The organism is Paenibacillus sp. FSL F4-0243 (genome assembly GCF_037963295.1).
Taxonomy (GTDB): Bacteria; Bacillota; Bacilli; order Paenibacillales; family Paenibacillaceae; genus Paenibacillus_AQ.
Genome location: NZ_CP150151.1, coordinates 5851355 through 5868565, shown reverse-complemented (window position 1 = coordinate 5868565; position 17211 = coordinate 5851355). Strand labels below are relative to the sequence as shown.

The window sequence follows — 17211 nt, the reverse complement described above, 5'->3', positions numbered from 1 at the left end:
GAAATCCTTTATTACTAGGGATTACACAAAAAAATCGGTCTTCCCTTACGTAATCGCAAGGCAAGACCGATATAATGTATATCTGCTTTAAATCTCAGGATAGATCATTTCCAGCACGGTGGATAGATTCTGACTTTGACCGGGTTCTACCGTTAAAAGACCTGTGAAGGATGCATCCTCGGATACATTCGGTGCATTCGCGAGCCATGTATAGGGCTCAATACACAGAAATTGATCAGCCGGTCCTTTGGTATATAGCACCCAGTGACGGAATAGATTCTCGTCAGCAGTATAACGAAGGCCATAACCATCATCACGTAATAATAAGGCTTCTACAGGCTGTTTTTCTCCAATACGTAGAGCAGTATCAAAATTAGTTCCCTGCATGTTCATTCCGGTGTTCAAGGCTTCCAGATCACCAAGTGGAATCAGATTGCCGCTAGGGAGCAATTCATCGTTCAGTTCATAAATACTATTTACTGGGAGCTTAAGATTCCAGCGCTCAGGTTCTCCATCAATCATAAACCAGGTGTGATAACCGATCCCAAAAGGAATTCGATGATCTCCAAGATTTGTAACCTTTAAAGTTTGGGTAAATCGGGCTTCCTGAAGCCTAAACGTCATTTCGAATTTAAGTGGGATAGGGAATTGCTCCATCCAGTGTGGATCATCTTCCGTTCGGAATTCAGTAGTGACCGCGCAACCATCCTCATCTTCTTCAATATCGCTGACACACCAGGCCTGAGTTCGGTGTAGACCATGAATATGATTGTCATTAGCGGTATTCTGGTCAAATTGATAACTTGTACCCTCGAATTGAAATTGGCCCTTACGAATTCTTCCGGGTGGAATTAATAGCGGCATGCCAAAATGGTAAGGTTTTTGCATAAAGAAAGCTTGATCGCTTTCATCAGGCCGCCGTAGAATTTCCCGTTGTTTCTTGACATCAAACAATGAAATCACGTTATTTCCTAGTCGCGGCAAAAGCGTGACTTCCAGTTCACGGCTGTGCAAAATATAAGTATCATAACCGCCCCACTGCCCTTTGGTCACCTGTTTCATGAGATATGCTCCTTTATCGTAACTGTAATCGAATAGAACATGGATAACCTTATCATAACAGATTTATACGGTAGTGGTTAAGTGATTTGACAACTTCTCTTTATGGTTCTATGATGAAGGCATTAATTCATGATGATAATGTGATGACGGGGACAAGTAGGCAGGCATTGCACCTTCAGAAAGCCGGTGGTTGATGCGAACCGGTAGGACAAACCTGATGAATGGACCCCTGAGCGCCGAGCTTGAACGGGAGCTAGATACCCTAGTAGACCGGCCGGATCTTCCCCGTTAACGGAAGACTAAGGCTGTTTTTTCTTGTCCAAACAAGATTAAGCAGCGAATAAGGGTGGCACCACGGTCTCACGTCCCTTGCGGATGAGGCTTTTTTTGCGTTCTCGGAAACTTAGAAATGACATCAAACGGAGGTCTATATTATGAAAAAAGTAATGTCAGGCATTCAGCCAAGCGGTTCACTTACATTGGGGAACTACATTGGAGCACTGAAAAATTTTGTGAAGCTGCAAGATGATCATCAATGTTTCTTTATGGTTGTCGATATGCATGCAATCACTGTAGCACAAGATCCTGCGGCACTGCGTGAACAGTCAGAATCCGTAGCGGCCCTCTTTATTGCAGCAGGAATTGATCCTGCACGTTCTAATGTCTATATGCAGTCGCATGTGCCACAACACGCTGAACTGGGTTGGATCATGACGACACTTACAGCAATGGGCGAGCTGGAGCGTATGACCCAGTTTAAAGATAAATCATCAGGTAAAGATTCTGTTGGCGCTGGTTTATTCGTCTATCCTTCCTTGATGGCAGCAGATATTCTTGTTTATAATGCGGATCTTGTGCCAGTTGGAGAAGATCAAAAACAACATTTGGAGCTGACTCGTGATTTAGCTGGTCGCTTCAATAATCGTTTTGGCGAATTCTTTACCATTCCGGAGCCGTACATTCCAGAGGTGGGTGCACGTATTATGTCTCTGGATGATGGCACCAAAAAAATGAGCAAGAGCAATCCTAACGCAGGCAGCTACATTGCTCTGTTAGATTCACCGGACGTAATCCGTAAAAAAATCAGCCGTGCAACGACTGATTCAGGACGTGAAGTAATTTTTGATCCAGCTAATAAGCCAGAGATTAGTAATTTGATGAGTATTTATTCCGAATGTTCTGGAATGACACTCCAGCAAATTGCCGATCGTTATGAAGGGCAAATGTATGGCGGCTTTAAGAAAGATCTTGCTGAAGTGGTTGTATCTACGCTTGAGCCTTTACAACAAAGATATAATGAAATTCGTAGCTCGGGTGCGATTACAGATATTCTTGCTGAAGGTGCTGGTCGTGCACGTATTGTTGCAACTGAGACGTTGAATGGAGTTAAAGAGCGGATGGGATTTCTGCCAGCTCGTTAATCTAATCAGCGCTTAGGCTTTCCTGTTTGCGTCTGATCTTGGCCTTGAGGATAAATCCCCAGCCAATATTCATGACACAGAGAAACCCGAGCAGAAGTGCCAACCAAAAGCTATAACTGATCGCGATTGAAGCGGCAGTAAGAATAAGAATAGAAGAACAAGCGAACCAAAGTGAAAGTCCTTTACCCATTAAGAGAGCCTTCCTTTCTATGTCTGCTAAAATGAATCCCGGAGTATGATAATAATACTCCGGGATTTTTTGTGATTATAGAATAGATCTCTGCGTAAGTCTACAGTTTCATCGTAAAGAACCAGGGTCAATGGAAAATCGTTTGTCGAGCTTCTCGCTGCTAAGCCAACCTACATAAGTATTTAAAGGTCGATATTGATTGTCCATCACTAATACAGCCACAAACGGGTATTGTTTGCGATGTAAATAACGTACGTCCCCCCAGCGCACCATATATCCTGAAGGGAGTTCCTCGACTTCGGCTACTGCATAAGAGGTGAAGTATAGAAAGGACTGAATATCAGGGTGCGACTTGGAAATCTCCACAGCAGGATGAGTCGAGCATACAGCATGTTTGAACCATTCCAGTCGGTTATTGACTAACTGCCCAACATCATAGCTGCCATCTTTTTTCACCTTGACTACGTTCCAGCGCTTTAGTGAAATTGTAGGGATTACAATATAACGTTCGCCGGCACTATGATGTAAATCCTTAAGCTTAATATTACGCGTGAGACGTGCGTGAACGACGGTTCTCCAAATATAATAAAGAATAGTACAGGCATACAGTGTAATAAATAAAGGTTGCGGTGGAATGATCCCGGTGATCCAGAGAAGGATGGCTGCGATATGGCTACCAAATATAAATGGATCAAAAATGTGGATGATGTTCCATGCAATCCATTTCTCCGTGAATGGACGTGCAGCCTGAGTGCCATAGGTATTAAATAGATCAGAAAATACGTGAACACCTACACCAATGAAGCTCCAGAGCGCAATATGGCTTAGAGCTTGTAAATCAGTAAAACCAAATAAGGGGCCTAACACGAAGGAAATCAGCGCAGGCCACAGAATTAGAAAGGGTAGGGAATGTGTGATTCCTCGGTGATTTCGAATATACATTGCATTGTCCTTCAGTCGTAGTGCAGTATCGGCATCAGGAGCCTGAGAGGCGAGCACTGTTGCCAGCATAACAGCCCCGGCCAGTTTCGGATCAGAAGCAACGATGGGATCAACGAAGGAAAGCCCGGCTAAGCCTAGGCCCATAACTAAATGTGTAGCAGTATCCATTGGTCAGTTCTCCTTTGTTGTTCGGAAGTTCTCTATTTAATAATTACCCAAATACAGCTCTGGTTATTAAGGGGATTGAAATAAATACAAAATAAATATTGTCACGTAATTGTCGAATTCATGAACTTACTGTTCCATGACTGTCAAAGTCTTCACGGGTTTGTTATGATAAAGTTAACAGCGAAGTTAAAAAACTTCGGTTAGAACGTTACATGTTCGTTTAGAAGGAGGATCATTAGGTGTGGACAATCATATAACATTTCAAGCTTCTTCCGACTCTGCAGCCATGTCTGCAAAATCTCCACCGGAAGGTGCTAGCTGGCGTGATTTCATTGCAGTAACAAAACCCGGTATTATCCGATCTAACCTTATTGCGGCCTTTGCGGGATATTGGCTGGCCTCGGGTTGGGATGTTCATTACGGCAGATTAGTTCTGACTCTGCTCGGTACAATGCTGGTTATGGCTTCGGCCTGCGTTTTTAATAACTATTTCGACCGGGATCTGGACATGAAGATGGAAAGAACCCGTGAACGGGGGCTTCCTACAGGACGACTGAAACCAAACACTGTATTATTATACGCCATTGGGCTTGGTATTGCAGGTTTGATTGTGCTGTTTGCTTTTTCAGGTATGCTTGCCGGTCTGTTTGGAATTGTTGGCATGTTCGTTTACGTAGTAGTATACACGCTTTGGTTGAAGCGGACATCAACATGGAGCACCTCCGTAGGGGCGATTTCTGGAGCAATGCCCCCGGTAATTGGTTATGTTGCGGTTTCAGGAACGGTTGATCTAGGCGCTTGGCTGATCTTTGCCATGTTGTTTCTATGGCAACCCCCTCACTTCTGGGCGTTGGGCATTAGACGTAAAGAAGAATATAGAGCGGCAGGATTTCCATTGTTACCTGTAGTTAAAGGGACGCGACGTACGAAATTTCAGATGATTCCTTATGTAGCCCTTTTGCTGCCTATTCCAGTGTTAATGTACGCCTACGATTACGCAGGCATATTTTTTCTAATCATTTCATCAGCGTTGTCCTTGGCTTGGTTAGTATTGACCTTGATGGGCTTTAAGGCTAAAGATGATGAAGTCTGGGCGAAGAAGAATTTCCTCTTCTCCATTAACTACCTGACAGTTAGTTTGATCGTACTTGTATTGAATACGATTCACGGTTAAGAAGAGGGAGGGTATACGTGTCCGTGCAAACCTTTAAGCGTTATAAATGGACTTGGCTTCTGCTAATACTTGCTTTGATTATGGCTGGTTATCTGGCAATTAACTCTTTGAATTTAGGAAAAGAGAAATTGCCAGTAATCGGAGAAGTGCAGGACTTTTCTCTTGAAAATGTGAATGGAGACCAGGTTACTCTGGCTGATACACAAGGTAAAGCACGGCTGGTATACTTCTTTTTTACACAGTGTCCGGATGTATGTCCTATAACTACGTTTTTGTTATCTCAGACACAGAAGATTCTGGTCGAGGATGGCAGTTTTGGTAAAGATACGGGTTTTGTTTCTATCTCTTTTGATCCGAAGAATGATACTCGGGAAGCTATTAAGGCTTTTGCAGACCGGTTTCAGGCGAATTATGATGGATGGTATTTCTTGCGGGGGGATCAGGAAGAAGTTCGTAAGTTAGCGACGGATTCTTTTAAAGTACTAATCGCAGGGAATTCCAAAGAAAATTTCGTACATGCCAACCGTATAGCGTTAGTTGACCGGAACAATCAACTTCGTGCATTGTATGACGCAGGAGATACGGAGAACGTAACTCCTGAATTTCTTGCCGATCAGCTGACGGAATTGGCTCGGGAATAGAACATAAACATTAAAAACGCCTTTTTCGAATCCCTCTTTATTGAGCGGATAACGAAAAAGGCGTTTTTTTAAATATACGATAGTATAAGTTTCATGCTATACATTATCCTTATACTTGTTTCAGCTAAAATGGAAGTGGTTCAGGGTAGACGATGAAATCTTCCAATCCGGCTTTTTCGAGCTGAGTGATGTTGTATTCATCAGGCGTACCTTCCACACCAGCATATCCGCGACGAGTATAAATATGATCGGCATCAGGGAAGGCATCCCGGAGCACACTGCGTATTTTTTTGCCAGAGCTATCGTTATCCAAATAAAGGTATACTTCTCCATCTCCTACTTGTTGCCGGAGGGATTCTAATTTTAGTGTATTTAATGTACCAAAGGTACATAGGATTTCTACTTCCGGTACCAGCACGCGCCGTAATCTGCTGCGATCGTTCTTACCTTCGACAATAATCGTTATGGACATTAGCTGACAATCACCTCCGGGAATGGGTCCAAGCTTCAGGCTCATTATAGTTTACCGAAGGATCGTCATTTTTAACAACTGTTTCTGCAGGAAAGTCTTCATTCCCCGGGAAATGTCGTAAAAGCAAAGAATCATGCGGCTCGCCCGTTCCATTTGGAAGTGAGGTTCGATAGTTTACCAGTGTTTTTAGGTGGAAGAAGAAGCAATGCTACCATTAGTATTAGAAAGGCTATGAAGTAAGGAGAAACGAAGGACCTTAGCTGTCCAGCAGCCACGGGCCCAGCGAATGCACCGAGTGACATGGCTATCGACTGCATGGAGAAAGTCCGACCCATTCGCCCAGGGCCACCGAGACTAATAAAGAGTGATGCCATTGCAGGAAACAACACTCCTTTGGCTGCGCCGAGCATAAAAAGAATCGCAGCAGTCGGAATCCTGTGAAATGAGGCGAGTGCAAAGAAGCTGATGGCCATTCCCAGTAATGCCGCTGCTATTCTTCCCCCCGGAGAAAGACGGTTAAGGAAGAGCATGCTGAGCGTTACCAAAGCACCTAAACTGAGGAGTGACAGTAGGATACCAGTGGAAAGAATACTGTTGCTCCCTGTTTGAGATAGCGGGAGCTCGAAAAAGAGAACGCCTTGTGAACAGGAAACGAAAAAAGGTAAAAGGTAATACCGTTTGGATACCAGATCATCATCTTTCGTTGGTATAGAAGGTTTATCTGGAACTTTTAATGCTGATTGCGCTGAGCTTAGCGGCTTTAATATATGTCTCGAAGGTGCAGGTACACTAAAAAAAGCCATGATTCCTGTTGCGATAAGGAGCCATCCAAGTGTGGTGAAGGTGCCAGAGTAGCCGGCTTTTGCTACGATAAAAGCTCCCGCAGCAGGCGATACAACTGAAGCTAACGTATGAACGATACCATGTCCGGACATATATTTACCCTGCTCTGTGGCATCCGATGACAAAGAAGCGAGTAACGTCATACAGGCTGGAGAGAGGAAAGCGAGCACGAATCCACTTGCTGCTCTTAGCATCAGCAGATGCCATGGAAGCTGTACATGAGCTTGCAGCAGTAGGATAGCTCCCGCTGCGACAAGGCTGAAGACGATGTAGCGGCGGGAGCCATTACGATCGACTAGTACGCCTGCAAGCAGATTGCCGGGAAGGTGGGTCAACGAGTACATGCCCATCATCCAGCCAATAAAGGTGGGTCCCGCACCAAGAGAGATGGCAAAGGGCGTAAGGACGGGATACTGAGCATGTAAATCGAAGAACGCCAAAAAGAGAAATAAGTATAGCCACAGCGCAGTTTTCACAGGGAAACACCTCCGAGAGCCACCTACAGCACAAGTGAATGCAGGACGGCGTAATAATGAAGAACGAATTCTTAAGCACTACTTGTACTTTACGTGGGACAGAGAGGGCTTATACCGCTTTTTTAATTCCGCTGGTAGGTATACCTTTTACGGAGGGTGGAACCATGAATTATGATGGGTATTCATGTATAATAATTAATATTGGCGTTATGTCTATGGGAAGAGAGAATCCTTGGGACGAAACTAGGCGATAGGGGTGTTGTGAGATTGATGGATCCAGAGGTATGGTCACAGTTTATAAGGGAAAATTGGCTAGTTATTGTAATTGCGCTTGTCCTGCTGTTTGCGGTTGTTAATTTGGTTAAAACCGTTCTGAAATGGGCGATTGTCATTGTGATCGTTGTAGGTTTGTTCATCTATAGTGGTGTTACAATGGACCAAATTGGTAACGCTGTGAATAAGGTGGCAGATGGAACGGTAAGCACGCTAAAGAAGGAAGCGCAAGAGGTTATGCTTAAAGAAGCGCAGGATGCGAAGTACACTTCAAATGGAGACGGGACCTTTACGATTACAACGCCGAATATTGAAGTGAAGGGCGCAGCGGGTGAAGATAAAGTAGAGGTTACTTTCCGTGGTGTGAGTCTTGGGAAGTGGAGTGTTACAGATACGACAAAAACATTTATCGAGGAAGCCCGAAAACATCAATAACAGGCTTGGACTCAAAAATATAACAAGCGAGCAAGCACGCGACTGAAAGGAGAGAGCGGATATGATAAACGGATGGATGACTAGTGTGAGTGATGCTAATATCATCTCCATCGCCCTCCTGCTGGTTGTAGTCTTCTCTCTATTGCAAGGCTGGAGCAGAGGTTTCTCAAGCGCTACCGGAAGATTATTTGGGCTGCTGGGAACAGGGTTATTTACTATAGCATCTTTGGTATTAGCTATCCCAGCTGCGGCCTACCTCAATCCCTATGTAGAGACTTGGGCATCGGGGATTAGTCTTCCTGATACTAAGCTTACACAGTGGCAGCAAATTTATTATACGGCGGTGTCTGTGTTATCAGAATCACCGCTGGTTCGATTTCTATTGTTACTCCTGATTTCTTATCTGTTAATTCGTATGCTCTTAGGACTGTTATCCATGTTGCTACCTTTTCCACAATTGCGGCGTACTAAGAAGTTTAAAGACAGAAAGATTACGCAGGTAAGCCGTATGGGAGGAGCAATGGTTGGATTAATTATCGGCTTAATGCGTAGTCTGGTAATTGTTCTTGCTCTTTTCATCTGTGTTGGATTAAATCCGGAGAGTGGATTTAGTCGTTATGTGGAGTCCTCACCAATCTATAGTCAGAGCGCTGCTGCTGTATTTGAACCTATTGTTGGTGAGACTGTGCAGAAGAAACTTCCAATTCTGACGAAGACCGTTGCAGCAGAGATGAATGATATCCTTCGCAGAAAATATGAGGTTATCGATCATGAAATTCCTCAGGATATTATAGGAGCAGCAGAAGACATTGTTGGACAAGCGCAAGAAGAAGAGAAAAAAGCGAGACTTCTCTATGATTGGGTAGGTACACGCGTGACTTACGATTATGCTAAGGCTGACAATTATTTGCAAAACAGGGTCTGGCATGAACAGACACCACAGGATACATTCGACACTCGGCAAGGGGTGTGTATAGACTATGCCCGACTGTACGCTGTGATGGCTCGTTCACAGGGCTTGCAGGTACGGGTTGTAACAGGTCAGGGTTATGATGGGCGTGGCGGATATGGTGCACATGCTTGGAATGAAGTATATATAAGTGATCGGCAAGCTTGGATTCCGCTGGATCCGACTTGGGCTAGCAGTGGAGATTGGTTCAATCCGAAGGATTTTGATGAAACGCATATTAGGGAGAACGCCCTCTGAGTGAGGGCGTTGAACTCCTGGGGTGTGGTACAATAAACTCAATTAACGTCAGTTCTAACTTAAATGCGAGGGCATGCTCACAATAAGCAGCTAAGAACTCACCTTCATCATAAGAGTAATGTCGCAGGCAAAGGGTTGTCAGACATTTTTTTAAAATATAAGAAAGTATAAGCTCTATACTTTATGTCTTATATTTCTCGCTTAAACACTTACCTTCCTTATAAGGACGGTCAATGCGTTTATGCTTGTAGAAGGGGAGAAAGCTGGTGAGTTTGTTTGGTAAGCAGCTCCCGCCTAAGGACGGGGTATCTTCAAGAAATTCTGTAGGTTTGAGACTGAATATTTTTTTCTTCGGCACTTTTTTTATTTTTTGTATTATTATCGTACGTCTTGCAGGTTTACAGTTTACTGAGGGAGCTCTGTTGAGTGAAGAAGAAACGAGCCGGGAAACGAAAATTGTTCCGCTCGCAGCGATGCGTGGGATTATTTTTGCTGCCGAAGGAGAGCAGATTGCCTATTCAACACCTACGGAGTCGCTTTACCTTACATTAACTAAAGATTACACAGCTAGAACGACAGATAAAGTAACGGGTGAGACCTCACTTACGGAGAAGGCGAAGAACAACTCCGATATGCTTGCAGCAAGGCTTGCAGCTGATTTTGCTAAATATGGAGATCCGAATGCACCGAAGCTGACGCAGCAAGATATCTTGGATTCATTAGATTTAGATTTCAAAAAGTATTTAGGTTATGTGCCGCGACGGATCAAGACTGGATTAATTCCAGAGGAAATAGCCTATTTCATGGAGCATAAAGACAATTATCCGGGGCTAACGATCGTGGAGGAGAGTGTTCGTCACTACGATAAAGATACGGTAGCGGTGCAGACAGTCGGCTTTGGAAAGCCGTTTAAATCGACTGAAGATATAGCGATGTATAAGAATGTCCGTAGTGAAATGAAAAAAGATTCTCCCCCTGGACTTATGTATAAAGCAGAAGAATATGTGGGGTTTGATGGTCTGGAAATGCAGTATCAACGAGAGCTACGAGGAGAAAATGGTTATCAGGTCATTTCGGTGACTCCTCAGAATATGGCTGAGAAGGTTGAACAGAACGTTGCTCCTGTAAAAGGTAATAATATTTGGATGACCATTAATAAGAAGATTCAGATGAAGACAGAACAGGCCATATTGGATCAGATTAAATGGCTGCATACCAATGCTGTTCAAGGTGAGACGCATCCAGATGCATTAACCGGATACGCCGTAGCAATGGAAGTGGAGACTGGAAATATTGTCGCCATGGCAAGCATGCCGGATTACGATTCAAATGTATGGACCAAAGACTCCCTACCAACACCTGTCTGGAATAAAATTATGAATAATCATCTAAACGGTACGATTACTTCAAATTCATCGGGTAGATCAGGTCATGATTTTAGTTCACTTGTGTTTATGGGATCTACGATCAAACCATTAAGTGTGTTAATTGGTTTAAAGGAAGGTTTCTTTAATACCTCAACAACCTATTCAGATGTGGGCATTACTTATTTCGGTAAGGATAATAAATCATCCGTAAGAAATTCATCGGGTCACGTATATGGTTTACTAGATCCGGCCAAGGCGATTATGAATTCCTCTAATGTATTTATGATTGATATGGTGGGTAAGCAGCTTTACAAGAAATATCCGGGGGATAAAGGCATTGAGGTATGGGACAGATATATGAAAGAGTTCGGGCTGGGTGTATCTACGAAAAGTGGTCTCCCAGGTGAATCAGCGGGCCAGATTAACTATACTGATCTTAAGGCCGCAGGCAGCTCGCAGGCCGCACTTATCTATGCTTCTTTTGGCCAACAGGGCAGTTATACTACATTGCAGCTTGCCCAGTATGCTTCTACTCTTGCAAATGAAGGAGTGCGTATTAAGCCTCAACTCGTTAGCAAGATCACGGATGCGCAAGGTAAGGCGGTTAAGGAATTTCAAAGAGAAGTGCTTAATACGGTAACGTTTGACAAATCCTACTGGAAAGAGATCAAACAGGGGATGAGCAGTGAAGTTAGTGCCTTTGATGATTTTCCTTATGATTTTGCACGTAAGACAGGTACCTCTGAAAAAACAGACAGAAAAAATATAAACCGTGATAATGGGGTATTTATTGCATTTGCTCCGCGAGAAAATCCGAAGCTGGCCGTAGCGGTTGTTATACCAGAAGGGGGCTTTGGCTCCAAAAGCGCTGCTCCGGTGGCTCGTAAAATTTTTGACGCCTATGATTGGGAGTATGGGCTCGATGGTGTGCCAAAAAAGAATGTTGCTCCTGCGTCAGACCCCGTTCAAAAATAATTAGAGAAAAAGGAGAGAAATAAACTGTGAGTTTTTTTCGTAAGCAGGCCTCACCTCCAGATGAGACCAACAGTAAAAGTTCCATAGGCCTGCGACTCAACGTGTTTTTCTTTAGCACGTTTGTTATATTTTGCGTAATTATTATACGCCTGGCTGTGTTGCAATTCGTGGAAGGACCAACTTTAACTGAAGTGGAGACAAGCAGAGATACCAAAAATGTACCCCTTGCATCCATGAGAGGTGTAATTTATGCTGCTGAAGGTGAGAAGTTAGCGTACTCTACACCGGTTCAATCGCTGTATATTACGCTCAATAAGGAGTATACCGCTAAGCAAACAGATAAAAATACCGGTAAAACTACCCTAACTCCAGAAGCTAAAGCCAAGTCAGATGCATTGGCAGCCAAGCTGGTAACTGATTTCAATAAATATGGTGATCCAAAAGCTGAGAAGATGACAGAAGAAGATGTTATTGACGCACTGGATTTATATTTCCGGAAATCACTTGGCTTTATGGCACGGCGAATTAAGGCGGACCTGACTACTCAGGAAGTAGCCTATTTTATGGAACATAAGGGAGAATACCCAGGCCTTGAAATTGTCGAGGAAAGCATTCGTCATTACGATAAAGATACGGTTGCCGTACAGACGATAGGTTATATCAAGCCTTTTAAATCAGCAAACAGCCTTAATATTTATAAGAATATCTTAAATGCTATGAAGAACAATCCGGAGCCAGGGCTAACTTACAAGGACGACGAGTTTGTCGGATTTGACGGCTTGGAGCTGCAGTATCAGAGAGAGCTTCGGGGACAAAACGGCTATCAGGAAATCTCCGTCAATCCACAGAACATGGCAGAAAAAGTCGAACGTGTAGTCCCTCCTGTGAAAGGCAATGACGTCTGGACAACCATTAATAAGAACATTCAGATGAAGACAGAGCAGGCGATTATGGATCAGATTAAGTGGCTGCATTCCAATACTGTACAGGGTAAAACGCATCCTAATGCTTTAACTGGTTACGCTGTAGCGATGGAAGTTGATACGGGGAATATCGTCAGTATGGCAAGTATGCCGGACTACGATACGAATATTTGGACATCGGGATCCTTATCCACTGATGTTTGGAACAGTATTATGGACAACTATCAGAACGGTACCATTAATCCGATTTCTTCAGGGACGTCAGGTAATGGACTTAGGTCTGTGCTGCTGTTAGGTTCAACGATTAAACCTTTGAGCGTACTCGTGGGTTTGAATGAAGGTCTCTTTACAACCTCAACTTACTATTCGGATAGAGGTTTCGCGACTTTTGGTAAAACAGGTCATGAAACTAAGGTAAGAAACTCTGGAGGACATGTGTACGGTTCTATGGACCCTGCAAGAGCGATTGAGAAATCCTCGAATGCGTTCATGGTGGATATGATCGGTAAACGATTGTATGACAAATACAAAAGCAAAGGCGTAGATATCTGGGATAGGTATATGAAAGAGTTTGGACTTGGTGTATCCACGGGAAGTGGTCTGCCAAATGAATTCTTAGGACAGATTAACTATACCAATATAGAGGCTGCGGGTAGTGCCCAAGCGGCACTTGTATATGCTTCTTTCGGCCAACAAGGTAGTTATACGGTGTTGCAGCTTGCCCAATACGTAGCTACACTTGCTAATGAAGGACAGCGGATCAAACCTCAGCTAGTTAGTAAGATTACAGATGCTGACGGAAAAGTAGTCAAGGAGTTCGGTCGTGAGGTAATAGATGAAGTAACAGCCTTTGATAAATCCTATTGGAAAGAAATTCAACAGGGTATGCGAAGTGAAGTTAGTGCTTTTTCTGATTTCCCTTATGATTTTGCTCGTAAGACGGGAACATCCCAACAAGTGGCGAAGGGTCAAATTCGCGATAATGGTGTATTTATTGCCTATGCCCCACGAAATAATCCTAAGCTGGCAGTAGCCGTAGTCATTCCAGAAGGGGGCTTTGGTTCCCAGAGTGCTGCGCCGGTCGCACGTAAAATTTTTGATGCTTATGATTGGGAATATGGACTTGATGGCGTTCCGAAGAAGAGTCTACAGTCAGGTAATAATACGAATGATCCTGCGAATGAAGGAACGACTACAGGTACTCAGTAACTTTGACTCTAAGGGAATAATGATTAAAAATAAACAGCTGCTCTATTGAGAGCATAAAAGAATGGAGGGGTGGCAATGACTGCCAAATACCGCCTGCTTGCTTTGGATATGGATGGAACCCTACTGAATGATGAACAGATTATTACACCTACAACGGTGAAATGGCTTCAAAAGGCGGTCGACGCAGGCGTTCATGTCTGTCTGTCGACAGGCCGGGCTTTTACAAGTGCATTTCCATATGCTGAGCAGCTTGGACTAGAAACACCTATGATTACTGTGAACGGTAGTGAGGTATGGCGAGCTCCACATGAAATTTATCGGCGATCATTGATGGACCCTATGCTGGTACAGCAAATGTATGAACTTGCTAAAGAAGATGACATCTGGTTCTGGGCCTATTCTACGGAAAAAGTCCACAAACAGGATAACTGGGATGGGGATGTAACGGGCAGAGAATGGCTTAAATTCGGTTATCACACCGAAGATGATGAGCTTCGTCATAAGCTGCTGCTTCGTCTTCAAGATATGGGTGGATTGGAGATTACGAACTCCTCTCCACATAACCTGGAGATTAACCCTCTAGGAGTGAATAAAGCAGCCGGAATCATGGAAGTCTGTAAGCTGCTAGGACTAGACATGTCCCAAGTTATAGCGGTTGGTGACAGCCTCAATGACCTTGCAGCGATTCAGCAGTCAGGGCTTGGGGTTGCCATGGGCAACGCTCAGGAGACGGTTAAAGAAGAGGCTGACGTTGTGGTGGCTTCTAATAATAATGATGGAATTGCAGAAGTCATTCAAAAATATATTTTTAATGAAGCTATTGCGAAGTGAATCCATAGAGCATATTTGCTATTAGGAGGTTAAGTGTTGACGATCCTGGGTTGGATTCTTATTATTGCTTTATTTGCCGTAGGGCTAGCGGGGGCTGTGTACCCTATACTGCCGGGTGCGCTTGCGATTTATCTTGCCTTTTTCGTATATGGCTGGTTCTTTTCTTTCGAGCCTTTTGGTGCCTGGTTCTGGATCATTCAAACGCTGATCGTTGTAGTTTTATTTATTGCTGATTACGTTGTAGGGGCTTGGGGCGTTAAGAAATTTGGCGGCTCACGTTCATCGATTATCGGGAGTACGATTGGGCTAATCATTGGTCCTTTTGTAATCCCAGCCTTTGGACTTATTATTGGTCCGTTTCTGGGTGCCTTTATAGGAGAATTGATCGTAGGTTCTTCACCGGCTAAAGCTGCCAAAGTAAGTGTAGGATCAATACTTGGGTTGTTTAGTAGTACTGTTGTCAAAATTGTGCTACAAATTATTATGGTCGTCCTCTTTTTTATATGGGTCGTCCGGTTTTAATTTTAACAGTGAAGAAGGGGAAATGGTTTGTCCAAGAAAGAGTCTTTCGTAAAAGGCACGCTTATCCTTGCTGCTGCAGCTTTGGTGGCAAGGGTACTCGGGCTTGTTCAGCGGGTGCCGCTGGATCATATTTTTGATGATGTGGGGAGAGCATCATTTGGGGTATCGAACAATATCTATTTAATGCTGCTCACCGTGGCTACAGCAGGTATTCCAAGTACGCTCAGTAAAATGGTCTCCGAGCGGTACGCTCTGAATCGTCCTGAAGAGGCGAGACAAGTGTATCATGCAGCATTGCTATTTTCAGTAGCAGCAGGGGTAATCATGACGGCCTTGCTGTACATAGGCGCTCCGTTCTATGCGACACATATTGCTGATGTACCTGAATCAGCGATGGCAGTTAGGGCTATTGCACCTGCGCTTTTACTTTTTCCGGCAATTGCCATGATGCGTGGATATTTTCAAGGGCGCAACAATATGATGGCTGGTGGTATTTCACAGATTGTAGAGCAGTTCGCTCGCGTACTAGTCGCTATTTTACTAGCTTATATTCTATTACAGCAGGGGTATAACAATACAACTATAGCTGCGGGAGCATCCTTCGGTAGCGTAATTGGTAGTATTGCAGCATTTGGTGTCATGATTTATTTTGCAATCAAGCTGCGCCGAGAGGATAAACAGCAAGGATTAAATTACAATACCACTCAAAAATTGCCGATTTGGGGAATTTACAAAGATATTTTCACACTATCAATTCCGATCGTGCTCTCTTCACTTACGATTCCCGTAGTGAATGTGATTGATACTTCTTTGGCTGTTCCACTGCTTATTGATCAGATGGGCAGAGAGAGTGCAACAGCAGCTTTGGGTATACTAACCACGCGTGCTCAAAGTGTGGCCGGAATTCCGCCGGTACTAGCCATTGCGCTAGGTACCTCGCTGATTCCGATCATTTCAGCTGCCTATGCCCGTCGTGATGAGGGACACTTGAAGAAGCAAATTACACTTGCTTTGCGGATTTCTATCCTGACAGGGATGCCAATTGTGTTGGCACTTGTGGCAGCAGCTTATTCTGTAAACGGGTTATTGTTCAGCAGCTTGGACGGAAGCGGAATTGTGGCGATGCTTACGATTGGAACGATCTTTCAGATCACCATGATGACAACGAACTCCATCTTGCTCGGTATGGGCAAATCACGCATTTCAATGTATTATGTGCTAGTGGGTATTATTGTTAAATTAGTCGCAAGCTTCTTACTAAGTAAGATATTTGGGATCTACGGGATTATCGGCGCAACAGCACTTTGTTTCGTAGTTATTACTATTCTTAACTTACGGATGCTGAAATCCATTGTACCTTTCGAAATTATGGGTAAACGGTGGGGCGGCTTCGCAATTGCGGTTCTGGTGTCCGGTGGTATTGGTTTTGGACTTAACCAAGCTGGAATTCTGTTAACAGATCTAATGCCTGCACGTCTGGCATTTCTGATCACTTGTCTTGTTGTAGGGGCCGCAGTTGTTGTTATTTATCTGGTCATGCTAATTGTACTGGGTGTGCTTACTAAACAGGAAATCTCCAGTTATCCGCGTGCATTGCAAAAATTGCTCCATCCGCTGATGAAATTGCAGCCTGCGCGTGTTCGTATGAGAGAATAAGTTTGACTTCTGCATGACATTTTGCTTCACTTAAAGAATAGAAATTTGACAGATATGGAAGAAAGGACTGAACAAGCTATGGACAAAATTAGTTCTCCTGCTGAATTTCAGGTAGCCATTCAATCTCCTCGATTAACTGTAGCCATCTTCAAGGCGGACTGGTGCTCGGATTGTAAATTTATCGATCCTTTTATTCCTGAGGTAGAGCAAGCCTATGCAGATCGTCTAACGCTGGTTGAGGTTGACGTTGATGCTGTGGGTGACGTTAGTCAGGAACAAAATATTATGGGTATTCCAAGCTTTGTCGCGTATTCCGATGGACGTGAATTGGTTAGATTCGTTAATAAATTACGTAAATCCCGCGAGGAAATTGAGAATTTCCTGGATAAAGCGGTTCAAGTGCATCAAAGCCTTCAACAGTAAT

The 17211-nt window shown here is 43.8% G+C and carries 16 protein-coding genes and 1 other annotated feature; of the genes, 11 read left to right on the top strand and 5 right to left on the bottom strand.

All coding sequences use genetic code 11. From position 1 onward, the window contains the following. Positions 1–87 precede the first annotated feature (87 nt). Entirely contained in the window at positions 88–1062 is a 975-nt protein-coding gene (locus tag NSS87_RS26085; protein ID WP_076300354.1) for an aldose 1-epimerase, read from the bottom strand. 134 nt (positions 1063–1196) lie between these two features. After that, positions 1197–1435: a binding site (T-box leader), on the top strand. A gap of 61 nt (positions 1436–1496) precedes the next feature. Here NSS87_RS26085 and trpS point away from each other — a divergent pair. Then, positions 1497–2483: a tryptophan--tRNA ligase gene (gene trpS, locus NSS87_RS26080; RefSeq protein WP_042191616.1), complete on the top strand. Its 987-nt coding sequence runs from the start codon at positions 1497–1499 to the stop codon at positions 2481–2483. Between the two features lies 1 nt (position 2484). Here the strand turns inward: trpS and NSS87_RS26075 are convergent, their stop codons facing one another. Further along, a complete protein-coding gene (locus NSS87_RS26075) occupies positions 2485–2673 on the bottom strand; it encodes a hypothetical protein (protein ID WP_042130914.1) in 189 nt (62 codons plus the stop codon). Positions 2674–2781: 108 nt separating this feature from the next. Next, positions 2782–3783 (bottom strand): metal-dependent hydrolase, encoded by a 1002-nt coding sequence (locus tag NSS87_RS26070; RefSeq protein WP_042191614.1) that lies wholly within the window; start codon positions 3781–3783, stop codon positions 2782–2784. 241 nt (positions 3784–4024) lie between these two features. On the opposite strand from NSS87_RS26070, the gene cyoE reads away from it, so the two are divergent. Further along, positions 4025–4957 (top strand): heme o synthase, encoded by a 933-nt coding sequence (cyoE, locus tag NSS87_RS26065; protein WP_042191612.1) that lies wholly within the window; start codon positions 4025–4027, stop codon positions 4955–4957. A gap of 17 nt (positions 4958–4974) precedes the next feature. Next, complete coding sequence (locus NSS87_RS26060; protein WP_331281395.1) at positions 4975–5598, top strand: SCO family protein; 624 nt, start codon at positions 4975–4977, stop codon at positions 5596–5598. A 124-nt stretch (positions 5599–5722) separates the two neighbouring features. On the opposite strand, the gene NSS87_RS26055 is transcribed toward NSS87_RS26060, so the two are convergent. Both NSS87_RS26055 and NSS87_RS26050 read right to left on the bottom strand, forming a co-directional pair. Then, positions 5723–6070: a DNA primase gene (locus NSS87_RS26055; protein WP_042191609.1), complete on the bottom strand. Its 348-nt coding sequence runs from the start codon at positions 6068–6070 to the stop codon at positions 5723–5725. Positions 6071–6201: 131 nt separating this feature from the next. Next, positions 6202–7389: an MFS transporter gene (locus NSS87_RS26050; RefSeq protein ID WP_042191606.1), complete on the bottom strand. Its 1188-nt coding sequence runs from the start codon at positions 7387–7389 to the stop codon at positions 6202–6204. A 270-nt stretch (positions 7390–7659) separates the two neighbouring features. On the opposite strand from NSS87_RS26050, the gene NSS87_RS26045 reads away from it, so the two are divergent. The 8 genes from NSS87_RS26045 (at position 7660) to NSS87_RS26010 (ending at position 17210) form a co-directional block, all read left to right on the top strand. Further along, entirely contained in the window at positions 7660–8097 is a 438-nt protein-coding gene (locus tag NSS87_RS26045) for a hypothetical protein (protein ID WP_042191604.1), read from the top strand. Between the two features lie 61 nt (positions 8098–8158). Further along, on the top strand, positions 8159–9304 hold the full coding sequence (locus NSS87_RS26040; RefSeq protein WP_339243427.1) for a transglutaminase-like domain-containing protein: 1146 nt from the start codon (positions 8159–8161) through the stop codon (positions 9302–9304). Positions 9305–9570: 266 nt separating this feature from the next. After that, a complete protein-coding gene (locus NSS87_RS26035; protein WP_339243426.1) occupies positions 9571–11646 on the top strand; it encodes a penicillin-binding transpeptidase domain-containing protein in 2076 nt (691 codons plus the stop codon). 26 nt (positions 11647–11672) lie between these two features. Then, a complete protein-coding gene (locus NSS87_RS26030) occupies positions 11673–13778 on the top strand; it encodes a penicillin-binding transpeptidase domain-containing protein (protein ID WP_339243425.1) in 2106 nt (701 codons plus the stop codon). A gap of 75 nt (positions 13779–13853) precedes the next feature. After that, complete coding sequence (locus tag NSS87_RS26025; protein WP_042191600.1) at positions 13854–14609, top strand: Cof-type HAD-IIB family hydrolase; 756 nt, start codon at positions 13854–13856, stop codon at positions 14607–14609. A gap of 36 nt (positions 14610–14645) precedes the next feature. Continuing rightward, complete coding sequence (locus tag NSS87_RS26020) at positions 14646–15131, top strand: DUF456 family protein (RefSeq protein WP_042191598.1); 486 nt, start codon at positions 14646–14648, stop codon at positions 15129–15131. Between the two features lie 27 nt (positions 15132–15158). Beyond that, positions 15159–16787, top strand: coding sequence for a polysaccharide biosynthesis protein (locus NSS87_RS26015; RefSeq protein WP_042191597.1), 1629 nt, complete (start codon positions 15159–15161; stop codon positions 16785–16787). 78 nt (positions 16788–16865) lie between these two features. Next, positions 16866–17210: a thioredoxin family protein gene (locus tag NSS87_RS26010; RefSeq protein WP_042194485.1), complete on the top strand. Its 345-nt coding sequence runs from the start codon at positions 16866–16868 to the stop codon at positions 17208–17210. Position 17211: the final 1 nt, after the last annotated feature.